14 protein-coding genes and 1 riboswitch are annotated in these 15,701 nt (G+C 68.3%); of the genes, 12 read left to right on the top strand and 2 right to left on the bottom strand.

Translation table 11 applies throughout. The annotated features are described in order from the left end of the window. Positions 1–104 precede the first annotated feature (104 nt). The 3 genes from BLQ10_RS19375 to BLQ10_RS19365 are packed head-to-tail and all read left to right on the top strand — an operon-like array spanning position 105 to position 3,657. Positions 105–2,153 (top strand): flagellar biosynthesis protein FlhA, encoded by a 2,049-nt coding sequence (locus BLQ10_RS19375; protein WP_091564642.1) that lies wholly within the window; start codon positions 105–107, stop codon positions 2,151–2,153. Continuing rightward, complete coding sequence (locus BLQ10_RS19370; RefSeq protein WP_091564641.1) at positions 2,131–3,399, top strand: hypothetical protein; 1,269 nt, start codon at positions 2,131–2,133, stop codon at positions 3,397–3,399. The genes BLQ10_RS19375 and BLQ10_RS19370 overlap by 23 nt, the downstream gene beginning before the upstream one ends. A gap of 9 nt (positions 3,400–3,408) precedes the next feature. Then, positions 3,409–3,657: a carbon storage regulator gene (locus BLQ10_RS19365; RefSeq protein WP_091564640.1), complete on the top strand. Its 249-nt coding sequence runs from the start codon at positions 3,409–3,411 to the stop codon at positions 3,655–3,657. 13 nt (positions 3,658–3,670) lie between these two features. Here BLQ10_RS19365 and flgN read toward each other — a convergent pair whose 3' ends face one another. Further along, a complete protein-coding gene (flgN, locus tag BLQ10_RS19360) occupies positions 3,671–4,186 on the bottom strand; it encodes a flagellar export chaperone FlgN (protein ID WP_175558700.1) in 516 nt (171 codons plus the stop codon). 242 nt (positions 4,187–4,428) lie between these two features. Between flgN and BLQ10_RS19355 the strand changes: the two genes are divergently transcribed. From BLQ10_RS19355 to BLQ10_RS19340, 4 genes are all read left to right on the top strand, one after another. Continuing rightward, on the top strand, positions 4,429–5,247 hold the full coding sequence (locus BLQ10_RS19355; protein ID WP_091564638.1) for a sigma-70 family RNA polymerase sigma factor: 819 nt from the start codon (positions 4,429–4,431) through the stop codon (positions 5,245–5,247). A 165-nt stretch (positions 5,248–5,412) separates the two neighbouring features. After that, positions 5,413–5,892, top strand: coding sequence for a Dps family protein (locus tag BLQ10_RS19350; RefSeq protein WP_091564637.1), 480 nt, complete (start codon positions 5,413–5,415; stop codon positions 5,890–5,892). Positions 5,893–6,030: 138 nt separating this feature from the next. Further along, positions 6,031–6,420: an ArsR/SmtB family transcription factor gene (locus BLQ10_RS19345; protein WP_254785677.1), complete on the top strand. Its 390-nt coding sequence runs from the start codon at positions 6,031–6,033 to the stop codon at positions 6,418–6,420. Continuing rightward, positions 6,417–6,890, top strand: a complete 474-nt coding sequence (locus BLQ10_RS19340; protein ID WP_091564635.1) for an SRPBCC family protein — start codon at positions 6,417–6,419, stop codon at positions 6,888–6,890. Before BLQ10_RS19345 ends, BLQ10_RS19340 begins: the two co-directional genes overlap by 4 nt. 5 nt (positions 6,891–6,895) lie before the next feature. Here BLQ10_RS19340 and BLQ10_RS19335 read toward each other — a convergent pair whose 3' ends face one another. Further along, complete coding sequence (locus tag BLQ10_RS19335) at positions 6,896–8,470, bottom strand: MFS transporter (protein WP_091564634.1); 1,575 nt, start codon at positions 8,468–8,470, stop codon at positions 6,896–6,898. Positions 8,471–8,538: 68 nt separating this feature from the next. Between BLQ10_RS19335 and BLQ10_RS19330 the strand changes: the two genes are divergently transcribed. The 5 genes from BLQ10_RS19330 to glyA form a co-directional block, all read left to right on the top strand. Continuing rightward, positions 8,539–9,078: a TetR/AcrR family transcriptional regulator gene (locus BLQ10_RS19330; RefSeq protein ID WP_091564695.1), complete on the top strand. Its 540-nt coding sequence runs from the start codon at positions 8,539–8,541 to the stop codon at positions 9,076–9,078. A gap of 243 nt (positions 9,079–9,321) precedes the next feature. Continuing rightward, positions 9,322–9,420: riboswitch (glycine riboswitch) on the top strand. A gap of 156 nt (positions 9,421–9,576) precedes the next feature. Then, entirely contained in the window at positions 9,577–12,471 is a 2,895-nt protein-coding gene (gene gcvP / locus BLQ10_RS19325) for an aminomethyl-transferring glycine dehydrogenase (RefSeq protein ID WP_175558699.1), read from the top strand. 12 nt (positions 12,472–12,483) lie between these two features. Beyond that, positions 12,484–13,647, top strand: coding sequence for a glycine cleavage system aminomethyltransferase GcvT (gene gcvT, locus BLQ10_RS19320; protein ID WP_091564633.1), 1,164 nt, complete (start codon positions 12,484–12,486; stop codon positions 13,645–13,647). A gap of 701 nt (positions 13,648–14,348) precedes the next feature. Continuing rightward, positions 14,349–14,744 (top strand): glycine cleavage system protein GcvH, encoded by a 396-nt coding sequence (gene gcvH, locus BLQ10_RS19315; protein ID WP_091564632.1) that lies wholly within the window; start codon positions 14,349–14,351, stop codon positions 14,742–14,744. Beyond that, positions 14,741–15,701: serine hydroxymethyltransferase (gene glyA, locus BLQ10_RS19310; protein WP_091564631.1), on the top strand; the 961-nt coding region annotated here is incomplete at its 3' end. The genes gcvH and glyA, both read left to right, overlap by 4 nt.

The raw sequence follows: 15,701 nt of genomic DNA, 5'->3' as shown, positions 1-15,701 counted from the left end.
CACGTTGCGCAACGTGCGAAACACAGCGTGAAACACGGTGCGAAACACAGTGTGCCGCGCGGGATGAACACTTTGGGAATCAGCGTCTGTGAAAGGACCGCACCATGAACAACAGGCTGAACCGGCTGGTGGTGCCCATCGGCATCGTGGGGATCGTGCTCCTGCTGGTGGTTCCCGTGCCCGCGCCCTTGCTCGACTTCCTCATCGTCTGCAACATCCTGCTGGCACTGCTGGTCCTGCTCACCAGCATGTTCGTCAAGAAGCCGCTGGACTTCTCCGTGTTCCCGTCCCTGCTGCTGGTGGCCACGCTGTTCCGGCTCGGCCTCAACGTCGCCTCCACCCGCCTGGTCCTGGGCAACGGGTACGCCGGGCAGGTCATTGATGCCTTCGGCAAGGTAACGGTCGGCGGCTCCATGATCATCGGCGCCGTCGTGTTCCTCATCCTCGTGGTGATCCAGTTCGTCGTGGTCACCAAGGGCGCCGAGCGGGTGGCCGAGGTGGGCGCGCGCTTTACCCTCGATGCCATGCCCGGCAAGCAGATGGCGATCGACGCCGATCTCAACGCCGGGCTCCTCACCGACACGCAGGCCCGGGAGCGGCGGGCCGAAGTCTCTGCCGAGGCCGACTTCTACGGTGCCATGGACGGCGCGTCGAAGTTCGTCAAGGGTGACGCCATCGCGGGCATCATCATTATCATCATCAACTTCGTCGGCGGCATCGCCATCGGCATGGTCCAGCGCGGCCTGGAAATCGGCGACGCCCTGAACACTTACGGCCTGCTGACCATGGGCGACGGGCTCGTCACCCAGATCCCGGCGCTGCTCATGGCAGTCTCCACCGGCATGATCGTGACCCGGTCCAATGCCGAGTCGGACATGGGCCGGACGGCCTCCACGCAGCTGCTGCAGTCACCGAATGCGCTCATGATCGCCGGCGTCGCCGCCCTCGCCATGGCCCTGATCCCCGGCATGCCGCCCATCCCGTTCGTCGTCGTCGGAATCGGCCTGATCATCGCCTCCCGCCGGACCGCGGCAAGCCAGCAGCTGGCGGAAACAGCCCGGGAGGCTGAGTCGACCGCGCTGAACTTCCCGGAAAAGGATCCCAACGAGAAGTTGCTGGAAGACATGCGCATCCACCCGGTGGAGATCCTGCTGGCACCGGACCTCGTGGACATGGTCTCCGGCGCCTCCGATGACCTCCTGGCCCGGGTCCGGTCGCTCCGGCACAAGATCGCCATGGAGCTGGGCCTCGTCATCCCGCCTGTGCGCACGCGGGACAGCGTGGACCTGCCGCCGGCCACCTATGCCATCCGGATCGCCGGCGTGGAAGCCGGCCGCGGCACGGCCCCCAGCGGCCAAATGCTCGCCCTGGGCGAGAACCTCGACTCCCTCCCCGGCCCGGCGATGATCGAGCCCGTGTTTGGGCTCGCCGGAAAGTGGATCCCCGGGGAAATGCGCCACAATGCCGAAATGACCGGTGCCACGGTGATCGACCGGGTCTCCGTCCTGGTCACCCACCTGTCCTCGATCGTCGCGGCGAACGCTGCCCGGCTGCTGTCCCGCGAGGACGTCCGCGTGCTGACCGAGGGCGTGCGCAAGCAAAGCCCCTCCGCCGTCGACGAACTGACCCCGGCCCTGCTCTCCCTCGCCGAGCTGCAGCGCGTCCTGCAGGGCCTGCTGGATGAGCAGGTGCCGATCAACGACCTCGCCCGGATCTACGAGGCCCTCACGCTCCGCGCCAAGATTTCCACTGATCCGGAATCGCTCGTGGAAGCCGCCCGGCAGGCCCTCGGACCCGCGCTCACGGCCAAGTTCATGGACGGCCACGTGCTCAACGTCATCATGATCGACCCCGTCCTGGAACAACACATGCTCGAGGACATGCGGCCCGCGGAAGGCGGCAGCCAGATCGTCATGGGGCAGGACAGGCTCGACGCCGTGCTGCGCTCAGTGCGCTCCGCCGTCGACGCCGCGGCCGCCGCCAACCGCCAGGCGGTGCTCGTGTGCGCACCGGCGCTCCGGCCCGCCATCCACCGCCTCATCGGTGCGCAGCCCGGGTCCGTGCCGGTGCTGTCCTACCGCGAGGTGACCTCTGCCAACGTCCGGATCGAAACAGTAGGAGTGGTGCGCCATGCCGAACCGCTATCGGCTTAAGGGAGCCTCGCTCGAGGAAATCCGCCGCAAGGCAGAACAGCTGTACGGACCCGCGGCCCGGATCGTGTCCGCCGAACGCGTCATCAGCCCAGGCATCGCCGGGCTCTTCGCCCAGGACCGCTACGAGGCCATGATCGAGATCCTGTCCAAGCACGAGGTGGTCACCGGCGAGGTAGTGCCCGACGCCGACATCCTGGCCGGGGCCGAGCCGGGCACGGCCGCCAGTGGTCCCGCCGGTGGGCCCGCCGGTGGGCCCGCGGGGGAGACCGCGGGGGAGACCGACGCCGGGACGGCCTCCGTAACACCGGCCCCGCCGGCAGCCCAGACCGGAGCCCCGGCAGGGCCGGCGACGGCCCCGCCCGCTCCCGGCGCGTCCCATCACCTCCCGTCCCATCACCTTCAGGGCGCCGCCATCGCCGCACTGCTGGAAGAGGCGGACGCCGCTGAGCTCAGCCTGCACCGGCCCGCAACTGCCGGTGTATCCACCGAGTCGCGGGACTTCTCCGAGCTTCTGGAACAGCTCGGCGCCGGGCTCCGGACCCCGGCGGAAACGGCCGCCGCCGTCGGCAACCCCGGGCGCCCGGCCTCCCCCATCGATCCGGGCCCCGCCGCCGCACCTCCCGCCGCCGTACCTCCCGCCAGCGCCGCCGGCCGGCTGGCCTCCACTGCTGCGCCGACCGCCGCGCCTGGCAGCGCGCCGGGCCCTGCGCCGGGCGCCCCTGCCCCGTTGACCGGCGTCGGCGATCTCGTGGTCCTGATCGGGCTGGGGGAGGACGCCATGGACGCCGCCCTGGCTATGTCCATGGCGGCCGGCGGTGCCGATGTGCGGACCGCCGGCGAGCTCTCCGCCTACGGCCACCTGCACGTCGAGGGACGCCAAAACGCCACAGCCGCGCGCGCCCACGCGGTGGTGACGGAGCGCACCGTCCTGGTGGCGTTCGGACTCGGCAAAGCCCGCAACGCCCTGGCCCGGGTGCAGTCCGTGGCCGCGCTCTCCGCTGACCAGGTCTGGGTAGTGGTCGACGCCGGACGCAAGCATGAGGACACGGCGCGCTGGGTCGGCGTGCTGTCCGCCCAGCTCAACGTGACCGCAGTGGCGGTGGTCGGCGCCGCGGAGACCGGGTCACCTGAAACCGTCAACGGTCTTGGACTGCCCGTGGGCTGGATCGACGGGCGCCCGGCAGGGCCGGCTCCGACATGGCAGAACCGGCGGGAATCGTCCGACGCTCCCCGCGCTGAAGGGTAGATTGAGAGGATGCTGGTACTTACACGCAAGCCGGGCGAACAGATCATGATCGGCGACGGCATCGTCATCACGGTTCTGGAAGGCCGCGGCGACGGCGTTCGGATAGGCATTGAGGCACCCCGCGGTGTGCCCATCCAGCGCCGGGAAGTCATCGAAGCCATCGCAGCGGCCAACCTCGCGGCGGCGGAAGCTGGCCCCGACGCCGAGGACGCGCTGCGCGGGCTCATGCCGCCGCGGGCCACTCCCGTCGAGGGCTGAGGACCGCACCGGGTCAGTCCTGGTCCTCGCCCATATACTGGGCCAGGAGCGGCTGGGCGGAACGCCGGACCACGGCCAGAGACCTCTCCAGATTTCCGCCGGTGGTCAGTTGATCCAGCATCCCGGCCGTGTCCGCCGGCCCGGGGCGTCCCGGCAGGGGGAGGGTGCGCAGTGCCTCTTCGTTCACGCTGGCGGCCTCGCCCAGCCGGGCCAGGAGTGCGTGCAGGGCCTCCAGATGCTCGCGCAGGATCTCGGACCAGGGCCCGGCGGGTGCGGCCGCAATCAGTTCGACGAGCGTGGTCTGCGCCGGCAGACCCCACTGGGCCGCCACGGCAGCAGATTCGACACCCCGGGCCAGGGCTTCGAAGCGCAGGCGGTCCAGTACGGTTTCAATCTCGGAGGCCATGAAGTTCAGCCATTCCAGATTCCCGGCCGCAATGTGCAGACGCTGCGTTTCCAGCCTGAACAGGAGCAGCTCCAGGTGCCGCCGCTCCTGCCACAGCGCCGCGGAGAGATCACTTGCGCTCATGGGCCCCATTCTCTTTCCGCCCCGTGACTCACAGCATCAGGACGGCCACCGCATTTTTTGCCAAGCTTTTCCCTGAGGGTACACGCAGATCTTGGATCAGGTGATAGGTTTCGACCATGGGTGCTGCGCCCTACTTGCGAACGCTGACTCCTATGGGGGGAGCACCGGTCGGTTTGGGTGCGGCTCCCGGCGTTTTGAGGGTCTAGGACCCTTCGGATCCGGTCTCATGGGGGGACACAGTATTGAATCGCGTGGAACGCAACGAGATGGTCACGCAGCACCTTCCGCTGGTGGGGTATCTCGTCTCAGATTTGTGCTCGAAGGCGTCACACCTTTCTCGCGATGACTTGGCCTCGGCCGGTGCTATTGCCCTGATCACGTCGGCCGATTCGTTCGACCCGGACCTCGGGGTGCCGTTCGGTGCGTTCGCGCGCCGGCGCATCCTAGGCGCCTTCGCCGACGAGATGCGGGCCAGCGACTGGGCCACCCGCTCCGCCCGCCGGCGGATCAAGGAAACCATGTCCGTCCAGGAAACCCTGGCGTCCGCACTGGGCCGCATCCCCACAGTGGAGGAGATCGCCTCCGCACTGGGCGTCCAGCAGAGCGTTGTGGAGGCCGCGCTCGCGGACGCCTCGCGCACGCTGACGCCCCTCGATGAGGCCGTGGTGGATACGCTGGCCGCCGAAACCCTCACTCCGGAACACTCTGTGCTCGCGGACGAACGGCTCCAGTACCTGCGGGCCGCCGTAAAATCCCTCCCGGAACGGATGCGCTACGTTGTGGAGGAAATCTACTTCGGCGACCGGACGGTCAAAGACCTGGCCGCGGAACTCGGATCCACGCACGCAGCGGTGTCCCAGCAGCGTTCGGAGGCCATCCGGCTCATGCGTGACGGACTGACCGCCCACTACGCCGACGACCCCGAGCAGCCGTTCGAACCCCAGTCGAGGATTACCCCGAGGCGCCGCAACGACTACCTCACGCAGCTCTCCCAGTCCACCTCCGGCGGCATCACAAGGGCCGTGTTCCCTCGGGGGCCGCTCCTCAACGAGGCAGTCTGAGCCTTCCCGAAACGGTTAGTAAGCCGACTTAGTAAGCTGACTGAGAAATTCCTCCCCGAACCTCGCGGCCCGTCCCTGCCCTGCGGTAGCGTCGGAAGCATCGGCCGGGGTGCCGGCAGATGGCGCCCGCGGCCCGCAAGGTACCGGTTCTATCGAGGAGGATGCATGAAAGCAACACCTACACTGACGGCCAACCTGCAGGCGGTCCTAGTGGACCTGATCGAACTCCACGTTCAAGGCAAGCAAGCGCATTGGAACATCGTCGGGACCAACTTCCGGGACCTTCACCTCCAGTTGGACGAAATCGTCGAGGCCGCCCGCGGTTTCGCGGACGAGCTCGCCGAGCGCATGCGCGCCATCCACGCCCTGCCGGACGGCCGCAGCTCCACAGTTTCCAAGTCCACAGCGCTCGCCCAGTTCCCGGCCGGTCTGATCAACACGAAGGACGCCATCGAACGGATTGTCGCGGCCCTCGAGGCGGCCGTCGGCACGATGCGCAAAGTGCACGATGAAGTGGATGAGGAAGACCCCACCACCGCCGACCTCCTGCATGCCTTCATTGCCAAGCTTGAGCAGTATGCCTGGATGGTGAATGCCGAGACCATGCGGGCGAACGCCAGCGTGACCACCCCGGACAACAAGTAGGAACCGGCTCCCCCGCCCCTAAAAAGCATCAGCGTCCGGCGCCGGAGTTCTCCCGGCGCCGGACGCCTCTGTTTAATCGCGGGAGTTCGAGCACGGGAACCCCTTGACTTCCCCCGGTGCCGGAGAATACTTAAGTATGTGCTTAACAATTCGGTGGATCAACCGCTCAGCGACCGGGAGCTCGACGTCGTCTTCCACGCGCTCGCCGACCCTACCCGCCGTGCGATCCTGGTCCGGCTCTGCGACGGGCCGGCGGCGGTCTCCGAGCTGGCCGCGCCATTCGGGATGAGCCTGCCCGCCGTTGTTCAGCACCTCCAGGTCCTGGAAGCCAGCGGCCTGATTCGCAGTGAGAAAATCGGCAGGGTTCGCAGCTGCAGCATTGACCACGCCACGGTCCGACGCGCAGAAGACTGGCTGGGCCAGCGTCGGACGCCGGGGGAGCGCCGCCTCGACAGGCTCGAGGACTTCCTTTCCCGCGGCCAGCCAGCCAGCAACGAACACCCGCCCTCACCGAGGAGCACGCAATGAACACCCCCGTCACCCATGCAAGCTTCAGCCTCGAACGCCGACTGAATGCCCCGCCGTCGGCCGTCTACAACGCCTTCGCCGACCACGAGCGCAAGAAGAACTGGTTCGGCGGGCCGCCGGACTGGGAACAGGGCGAGTCCAGCCTGGACTTCCGGGTGGGTGGCCGCGAGACCGACGTCGGCGGCCCGGCGGGCGGCTTCGTCTCCACCATGCATGCGATCTACCACGACATCGTCGAGAACGAGCGGATCATCTACACCTACGAGATGCTCCTGGATGGCGAGCGCATGTCTGTCTCGCTCAGCACGATCGAACTCGAGCCCGACGGCGACGGCACCCTCCTGACCCTGACCGAGCAAGGCGCATTCTTCACGGGCTCCCGGGCCAGCGACGAGGCGCAGGTCGCCGGGCGCAAGGAAGGCACCGGTGAGCTGCTGGACGCCCTGCAGAAGTACGTCGACGGCCGGTAAGCCTGTTAGTTGGCCTTCGGCACCGTCCGCAGGACGACGGCGGCGAGGACGCAGGCCCCGGCCATCAGGACCAGCGCGATTGACGCCGTGACGTGGACGCCAGAGTCGAAGGCCGTGCGCGCGGCCGCCGTCACTGCCTCCGCCAGGGGAGCCGGAAGCATCCGGGCGAGCTCCACGGCGCCGGCGAGGGTTTCGCCGGCCTGGCTGGTGGCCGCGGCCGGGGCAAGCTCGGTCACGCCCGCGGGGAGCCGGAGGTTGCCCTGGTAGGAGGCCGTCAGGATCGAGCCGAGGATCGCCGTGCCCAGCAGGGACCCCACTTCATAGCCGGTCTCGGAGATGGCCGCGGCGGCCCCGGCCTTGTCCGCGGGCGCCGCGCCCAGGATCAGGTCATTGGAGATCGTCTCCGCGGCGCCCACCCCCAGGCAGAGCACCATCAGGGCGGCCAGGAGCAGGGACGGGCCGTGGCTGTGGTCGCCGAATGCCACCAGGAAATAGCCCGCCGCGCTCAGCAGCAGCCCGCCGGCCACAACAAAGCCGGGCCGCACCTTGCGCACCAGTGGGACTACGAACAGCCCCGCCGCAACTGTGGCGATCAGGGCCGGGACCATGGCTACCCCGGAGGCCGAGGGGGACTGGCCCTCCAGCAGTTGCAGGTGCTGGGCCAGGAACAGAATGAAGCCGTTGAAGGAGAACAGTGCCAGGACGTTGGCAATGATGGCCGTACTGAAGATCCGGTTGCCAAAGAGGCTGACATCGAGCATCGGCGCCGTACCCTCGTTGCGGGCCAGGGCGCGCTGACGCCGGATGAACGCATAGCCCATGAGCAGGCCGGCTCCGATGCTCGCGAACGCCTCTGGTGCATGCCCGTGGGTGGCGAGGGTCTTGATCCCGTAGACAGCGGGCACCATGACCAGCAGGGACATGGCGATGCTGGGCACGTCCACGCGGCCGGGCTTCGGGTCGCGGGATTCCGGTATCAGCGCCGGACCGAGCAACAGCAGGGGCAGGATGATCGGCACCGCGACCAGCAGGACGGCGCCCCACCAGAAGTGTTCCACCAGCCAGCCGCCGGCAATCGGACCGAGGGCGGCGCCGCCGGAGAAGCCCGCTGCCCAGATCGCCACCGCGAGCCTGCGCCGGTTGGGCTGCGGAAAGATGTTGCGGATCAGGGAAAGCGTGGACGGCATGAGCATGGCGCCGAAGAGGCCAAGCGCGGCGCGGCCGGCGATCAGCCATTCGGCGCTCGGTGCGAACGCCGTCGCGGCCGACACTGCGGCAAAACCCGCGCTGCCCACGAAGAGCAGCCGGCGCCGGCCGATCCTGTCGCCCAGGGAGCCCATCGCGACCAGGAGTCCGGCCAGGACCAGGGGATAAGCGTCGATGATCCAGAGCAGTTCGACGCCGGAAGCGGACAAGCTGGTGGCGATGGTCGGCAGCGCGAACGTCAGGGCGGTGTTGTCCACGGCCACGAGCAGGACCGGGAACATCAGCAGGGCCAGCGCCACCCAGTCGCGCCACGGTGCCCGGGGGCCGGTGGCGGCCGGGGTGCTGGTGGCTGCGGTGATAGACGAGATGCTCATGAGACGTAACTATACCGTCTGGACGGTACAGTTAAGAAATGCGTGGCATGACAGGCATGATGGGATGCATGCCCAGGAAACCCGTCGCCCGCGAGGCCGTCCTCGATGCCTTCGAAGCCCTGCTCATCGAAGTCGGTGAGCGCGCCGCGACGCTGGACGCCGTCGCGCGCCGGGCCGGCGTCTCCAAGGGCGGCCTGCTCTACCACTTCCCGACGAAGGAGGCGATGATCGCGGTCCTGCTGGAACGGCTGGACCAGCATCTGGCTGCCGATGTTGCGGCCATGGCGGCGGCCCCCGAAGGGGCAGCGGCGTACTTCATCAAGTCCTCGGTGTGGGCGGACACGCCCATGGACCGGGTCTTCGTGGCGGCCACGCGGCTCGCCGAGGTGGCGCACGGGGAGACCCTCCGCCGCTTCGCCGCCGCCCAGGCGAGCTGGCTGGAACTGCTGGCAGCCGACGTCGGACCCGCCATGGCGAAGGCCGTCCTGTACATGGGGGACGGGCTGTACTTCAACGCCATGCTGGGCCGGGGCCCGGGCGGGCCGCTTCCGGAAGTCGAGGCGGACGTCGAGAGCCTCCTCGCCGCCGTCGAGAGGCTGCGCCGCTGACGCCCGGGCCCACCCCGCCGACCCCCGCCACTTACTTCCGCCGAACTCGCCGGAAGCCTGCGACTTCGCCGGAACGTTACGGCGACCCCGGCGCTGTCCGGCGAAATCGCGTTGGCGGACTCACCTGGGGGCGGCTCGTTGCCCGTAACCTTGGGTGGGCCGGTCGCCGGGAGTTTGCGGACGCGCGCCCGGCATAGGACAATGAGAGCTGTGACTGTTGTCACCCCCAATTGAATACGCCTTTGATCTGCGGCGGGAGAGCCCTGCAAGTAGGTACAAGCAGGCGCCGTAGGAGCAAACCCTCCCCAGGAATCTCTCAGGCCCACGTACCGCCGCGGCAAGGCATCTCTGGAAAGTAGCAGGCTTGTCCCGGACATGCTGTGCTCACCGACGGTGCAAGCGGAGCCCCTCAAACGCAGGCTGCGCGGAAACTCTCAGGTCCAATACAGAGCGGGGAGGAACCCGAATCAATGTGGCGTACCCTGCGCCGCCTGAGTTATGGAGTTCCTTGTGACTGTTACCCCAGCCTCCACGTCCTTCGTTGACCGGCACATCGGCGCGCGCCGCCAGACCGACGTCGACGCCATGCTGAAGGCTGTCGGCTACGACACCGTCGACGCCCTGGTGGACACCGCCGTTCCGAAGGACATCCGTCAGGACTCCGACCTCGCGCTCGCCGCCGCCCTCAGCGAAGTGGAAGTCCTCGCCGAGCTGCGCAAGCTGGCCGCGAAGAACAAGACCGCCGTGCAGATGATCGGGCAGGGCTACTACGACACGCTCACCCCGCCGGTGATCCGCCGCAACATCCTCGAAGCCCCGGCCTGGTACACCGCGTACACGCCCTACCAGCCGGAAATCTCCCAGGGCCGGCTAGAGGCGTTGCTGAACTTCCAGACCATGGTCCAGGACCTCGTCGGCCTGCCGATCGCCAACGCCTCGCTGCTGGACGAAGCCACGGCCGTCGCCGAGGCCGTGCTGATGATGCGCCGCGCCAACAAGAACAAGACGGCCCACGACGGCAAGACCGTCCTCGACGCCGACTGCCTCCCGCAGACCATCGCGATCGTCAAGGGCCGCGCCGAAGCCCTCGGCTTCGAGGTCGAGGTTGCTGACCTCTCCAAGGGCCTGCCCGAGGGCGTCATCAACGGCGTCGTCCTGCAGCAGCCGGGCGTCTCCGGCCGCGTGTTCGACCACACCGCCGTGATCGCCGACGCCAAGGAACGCGGCGCCCTCGTCACCGTCGCCGCCGACCTCCTCTCCCTGACCCTCATCACGCCCCCGGGCGAGCAGGGGGCGGACATCGCTGTCGGCTCCGCCCAGCGCTTTGGCGTGCCGCTGTTCTTCGGCGGCCCCCACGCCGCCTACATGGCCGTGCAGAAGGGCCTCGAGCGTTCCATGCCCGGCCGCCTCGTGGGTGTCTCCAAGGACAACGCCGGCGTCCCGGCCTACCGTCTGGCGCTGCAGACCCGCGAGCAGCACATCCGCCGCGAGAAGGCCACCTCCAACATCTGCACCGCCCAGGCGCTGCTGGCCATCGTGTCCTCCTTCTACGCCGTCTACCATGGCCCCGACGGGCTGAAGGCAATCGCCCAGACGGTCCACGTCCACGCCAAGACCATCGCCGCCTCCCTGAAGGCCGCCGGCCTTCACGTGCTGCACACCTCCTTCTTCGACACCATCACCGTCTCCGTGCCGGGCCGGGCAGCAGAGATCATCGCGGCCGCCGACGCCAAGGGCGTCAACCTGCGCGCCATCGACGCCGACACCGTCGGCATCTCCGCCGATGAGGCCACGACGGTCGCTATCGTGGCCGACGTCATCGCCGCGTTCGGCGCGTCCGTGACCGACACTTCTGAAGGGTTCGGCCTGGACCCCGCCGTCGAGCGCACCTCCGACTTCCTCCAGCACCCGGTGTTCAACACCCACCGTTCCGAAACCCAGCTGCTGCGCTACATCCGCCGCCTCTCGGACCGCGACCTCGCACTGGACCGCACCATGATCCCGTTGGGTTCGTGCACCATGAAGCTGAACGCCACGGCCGAGATGGAAGCCATCTCCTGGCCGGAGTTCGCCTCCATCCACCCCTTCGCCCCGGAATCCCAGACCGCCGGCTGGCGCGAACTGATCGAGGACCTCGAAGCCCAGCTGACCGAGATCACCGGCTATGACCAGGTCTCCATCCAGCCCAACGCCGGTTCCCAGGGCGAGCTCGCCGGCCTGCTGGCCATCCGCGGCTACCACCTCTCCCGCGGTGACGCCCAGCGCAACATCTGCCTCATCCCGGCGTCCGCCCACGGCACCAACGCGGCCTCCGCCGTGCTCGCCGGCATGAAGGTCGTCGTCGTGGCCACCGCCTCCGACGGCACGATCGACCACGCGGACCTGACCGCCAAGATCGAGGCCAACAAGGACGCCCTGTCCTGCATCATGATCACCTACCCGTCCACCCACGGGGTGTACGACGCCGACGTCCGCGAGGTCTGCGACGCGATCCACGCCGCCGGCGGCCAGGTCTACATCGACGGCGCCAACCTCAACGCCCTCGTCGGGCTGGCCCAGCCGGGCATGTTCGGCGGCGACGTTTCGCACCTGAACCTGCACAAGACCTTCTGCATCCCGCACGGCGGCGGCGGACCCGGGGTCGGCCCGGTCGCGGCCAAGGCCCACCTGGCACCGTTCATGCCGGGCGATGCCGCGAACCCGGCCAACGGCGCCGACGGCACCCCGATCTCCGCCTCCCGGTACGGCTCGGCCGGCGTCCTGCCGATCTCCTGGGCATACGTGAAGCTCATGGGCGGCCGCGGCCTCACCGAGGCCACCAAGTCGGCGCTGCTCGCGGCGAACTACATCGCGGCGCGCCTGAACGACTCCTTCCCGGTGCTCTACACCGGCGAAGGCGGCCTCGTGGCCCACGAGTGCATCCTGGACCTGCGCGAACTCACGGCCAAGACCGGCGTGACCGCCGAGGACGTCGCCAAGCGCTTGATCGACTACGGCTTCCACGCCCCCACGCTCGCCTTCCCGGTGGCCGGGACCCTCATGGTGGAACCCACCGAATCCGAGGACCTCGGCGAGATCGACCGGTTCATCACGGCCATGATCGCCATCCGCGCCGAGATCGACCAGGTGGCCCACGGCGACTTCACCGTGGAGCACAGCCCGCTGCGCAACTCCCCGCACACCGCCGCTGCCGTGATCAGCACCGACTGGACCCGCGAGTACCCACGCGAGCAGGCCGTCTTCCCGGTCCACACGCTCAAGCAGGACAAGTACTTCCCGCCGGTCGGACGCATCGACGGCGCCGCCGGGGACCGCAACCTGATCTGCTCGTGCCCTCCCCTCGAATCCTTCGAAGAAGACACAGCAGCCCACTCCGACGACTCCGCCAACTAAGGACAGCCAACGATGACTGAGAACTACACGGCCCTGTACGAAGAGCACAAGAAGCTCGGAGCCTCCTTCACGGACTTCGGCGGCTGGCAGATGCCCCTGAAGTACAGCTCCGAACTCGCCGAGCACCACGCCGTCCGCAAGTCCGCGGGCCTGTTCGACCTCTCCCACATGGGCGAAGTCTGGGTCACCGGCCCGGACGCCGCAGCCTTCCTGGATTACGCCCTGGTCGGCAAGATCTCCGCGATGTCGATCGGTAAGGCCAAGTACTCGCTGATCTGCAACGAGGACGGCGGCATCATCGACGACCTCATCACCTACCGGCGTCCGGCGGCGGCCGACGGCACTGACAAGTTCCTCGTGGTCCCCAACGCGGGCAACGCCAAGGTCGTGGCCGCGGCCCTGGCCGAGCGGGCTGGTTCCGGCAAAGAAGGGGGTTTCGACGTCACGGTCCAGGACGCCTCCGCCGAGACCTCGCTGATCGCCGTCCAGGGACCCAAGGCCCAGGAAATCCTGCTGCGCCTGGTTCCCGCCGCGGAGCACGAACTCGTCACCGGCCTGAAGTACTACGCCGCCGTAGACGTCCCGTTCATGTTCGGCGGCGCCAGCCAGGACCTCCTGCTGGCCCGCACCGGCTACACCGGTGAAGACGGCTTCGAGATCTTCGTCGCCAACGACGACGCCGCCGCGCTCTGGCAGGCGCTCGTCGCCATCGCCGAAGACGGCGAGCTGACCCCCGCCGGGCTCGCATCCCGCGATTCGCTCCGCCTCGAGGCGGGCATGCCGCTCTACGGCAACGAGCTCACCCTCGAAGGCGATCCGTTCGCCGCCGGCCTGGGCCCCGTCGTCGCGCTGTCCAAGGAAGGCGACTTCATCGGCAAGGCCGCACTGGCCGCCAAGAAGGAAGCCGGCGCCGGCGCCACCACGGGCCGCAAGCTCGTCGGGCTCAAGGGCCTCGGACGCCGGGCCGGCCGCGGCCACTACCCGGTCCTCAAGGACGGCAACGTCGTCGGCGAAGTCACCTCCGGCCAGCCCAGCCCCAGCCTCGGCTACCCGGTCGCGATGGCCTACGTCGACGTCGAGCTCGCCGAGCCCGGCACCGCCCTGGACATCGACCTCCGCGGCAAGGCCGAGCCGTTCGAAGTGGTCGCACTGCCTTTCTACAAGCGCCAAAAGTAGCCCGGCCAGTACGTCATCGGTTCCCGGGTGCCTCAGCGGTACCCGGCACCGGGGCCGTCCGTCTGGGTTTTCACGCGTGCTCGCTCGCTTTCCCACCGTCCCCCTAACCTCGCAAGCTCGGTCAGGGAACCCGGACGGCGGTCACTCGCTTAGACGCACGCTTTCGAAAACCCAGCCCGGCCGGCCCCTCGGGGGCACGTCACCTTCGAGACATCACGCCACATCCGGACCGACGGGAACCGGCGCCTTCGAAAGCCAAGGTGCTGGGGGATATGCCGCCTACCGCGGCTCGGCTTGTCCCACCGGGCGCCACGCCAAGCTCGATCATTGGGGGTTGAGCTTGATGACACCCTTGGAGCCAAGAAGCAGCCCGGCTCTAGAAGAATACGAACGGCCACTGTTTCTTCCGGAACTGGTGTCTTTTCGAAAACTGTTGGCGTCCAGAACTGAACTGAATAGCGGCGGGTGAGGGGATTCCGGAAGCGTGCGTCTAAGGGAGCGTCGCGTCCGCTCAGCGGGCGCCATCGCGACCGAGCATGCGTGGGCCCACGCCATCAGGGTTCCCTGGCCGAGCTTGCGAGGTTAGGGAGATGGCGGGGAGGAATTGCCTCAACCGCCACCCAACCCGGCCACGGTCGTTGCCGCGTACCTCAGCCACAATTGATTTAGCCCACGACTTTTCAAACGCAAAGGAAAAACACATGGCAAAAGTTGCCCCTGAACTGCAGTACTCCGACGAGCACGAGTGGGTTTCGCGGGACTCCGGCAACGCCGGGTCGAACACAGTTTCCATCGGCATCTCCGCCGTGGCCACGGACGCCCTGGGCGATATCGTCTACGTGGATCTGCCCGAGGTCGGCTCGAGGGTGACCGCGGGGGAGACCTGCGGCGAGGTCGAATCGACCAAGTCCGTCTCTGATCTGTACTCGCCGGTCACGGGTGAGGTGACGGAGATCAACGACGCCGTTGTCTCCGATCCCGCGCTGATCAACTCCGACCCGTACGGGGCCGGCTGGCTGTTCAAGGTCGCCGCGGAGTCCGAGGGCCCGCTGCTCTCGGCCCAGGAGTACGCGTCCAAGAACGGCGGCGAACTGTGAGCGCGGCAGCCGCGGCCGCAGGCACAAGCACAGTCGCGTTCGAGCAGGTAGTCTCGCCGAGCCTGGACGCGGACCTGTCCGCGCTGGATCCGGAGATCGCGGCGAGGATCGACGCCGAGCTTACCCGCCAGCGCGACGGGCTGGAGATGATCGCGTCGGAGAACCACACCGCCAAAGCTGTCATGCAGGCGCAGGGTTCGGTGCTGACGAACAAGTACGCCGAGGGCTACCCGGGCAAGCGCTACTACGGCGGCTGCGAGCACGTTGACGTGGTCGAACAGCTCGCCATCGACCGGGTCAAGGCCCTGTTCGGCGCGGAGTACGCGAACGTGCAGCCGCACTCGGGCGCGCAGGCCAACGCCTCGGTGATGCATGCCCTGATCCGTCCGGGCGATACCATCATGGGCCTGAACCTGGCCCACGGCGGGCACCTGACGCACGGAATGAAGATCAACTTCTCCGGCCGGCTCTACAACGTCATCCCGTACCAGGTCCGCGAGGAGGACCACCGGATCGACATGGCCGAGGTCGAGCGCCTGGCCCGGGAGCACAAGCCGGCCCTGATCGTGGCCGGCTGGTCCGCGTACGCCCGGCAGCTGGACTTTGCCGAGTTCCGGCGGATCGCGGATTCGGTGGGCGCCTACCTGATGGTGGACATGGCCCACTTCGCTGGCCTGGTGGCGGCCGGGCTGCACCCGTCCCCGGTCCCGCACGCCCACGTCACCACGTCCACGACGCACAAGACCCTCGCCGGTCCGCGCGGCGGCATCATCCTGTCCAACGACGCCGACATCGCCAAGAAGATCAACTCCGCGGTGTTCCCCGGCCAGCAGGGCGGCCCGCTGGAGCACGTCATCGCCGGCAAGGCCGTGGCGTTCAAGATCGCGGCGTCCCCGGAGTTCAAGGAACGCCAGGAGCGTGTCCTGGCCGGCGCCCGGATCCTCGCCGAGCGTCTGG

The organism is Arthrobacter sp. ok362 (assembly GCF_900102785.1).
GTDB lineage: Bacteria > Actinomycetota > Actinomycetes > Actinomycetales > Micrococcaceae > Arthrobacter.
This window is presented reverse-complemented; position numbering and strand designations above follow the sequence as displayed.

Bases quoted from the DNA above. Each gene is read 5' to 3' on its own strand.
- BLQ10_RS19375 (WP_091564642.1), top strand. From the start codon at position 105: ATGAACAACAGGCTGAACCGGCTGGTGGTGCCCATCGGCATCGTGGGG.
- BLQ10_RS19370 (WP_091564641.1), top strand. From the start codon at position 2,131: ATGCCGAACCGCTATCGGCTTAAGGGAGCCTCGCTCGAGGAAATCCGC.
- BLQ10_RS19365 (WP_091564640.1), top strand. From the start codon at position 3,409: ATGCTGGTACTTACACGCAAGCCGGGCGAACAGATCATGATCGGCGAC.
- flgN (WP_175558700.1), bottom strand. From the start codon at position 4,186: ATGAGCGCAAGTGATCTCTCCGCGGCGCTGTGGCAGGAGCGGCGGCAC.
- BLQ10_RS19350 (WP_091564637.1), top strand. From the start codon at position 5,413: ATGAAAGCAACACCTACACTGACGGCCAACCTGCAGGCGGTCCTAGTG.
- BLQ10_RS19340 (WP_091564635.1), top strand. From the start codon at position 6,417: ATGAACACCCCCGTCACCCATGCAAGCTTCAGCCTCGAACGCCGACTG.
- BLQ10_RS19335 (WP_091564634.1), bottom strand. From the start codon at position 8,470: ATGAGCATCTCGTCTATCACCGCAGCCACCAGCACCCCGGCCGCCACC.
- BLQ10_RS19330 (WP_091564695.1), top strand. From the start codon at position 8,539: ATGCCCAGGAAACCCGTCGCCCGCGAGGCCGTCCTCGATGCCTTCGAA.
- gcvP (WP_175558699.1), top strand. From the start codon at position 9,577: ATGGAGTTCCTTGTGACTGTTACCCCAGCCTCCACGTCCTTCGTTGAC.
- gcvT (WP_091564633.1), top strand. From the start codon at position 12,484: ATGACTGAGAACTACACGGCCCTGTACGAAGAGCACAAGAAGCTCGGA.
- gcvH (WP_091564632.1), top strand. From the start codon at position 14,349: ATGGCAAAAGTTGCCCCTGAACTGCAGTACTCCGACGAGCACGAGTGG.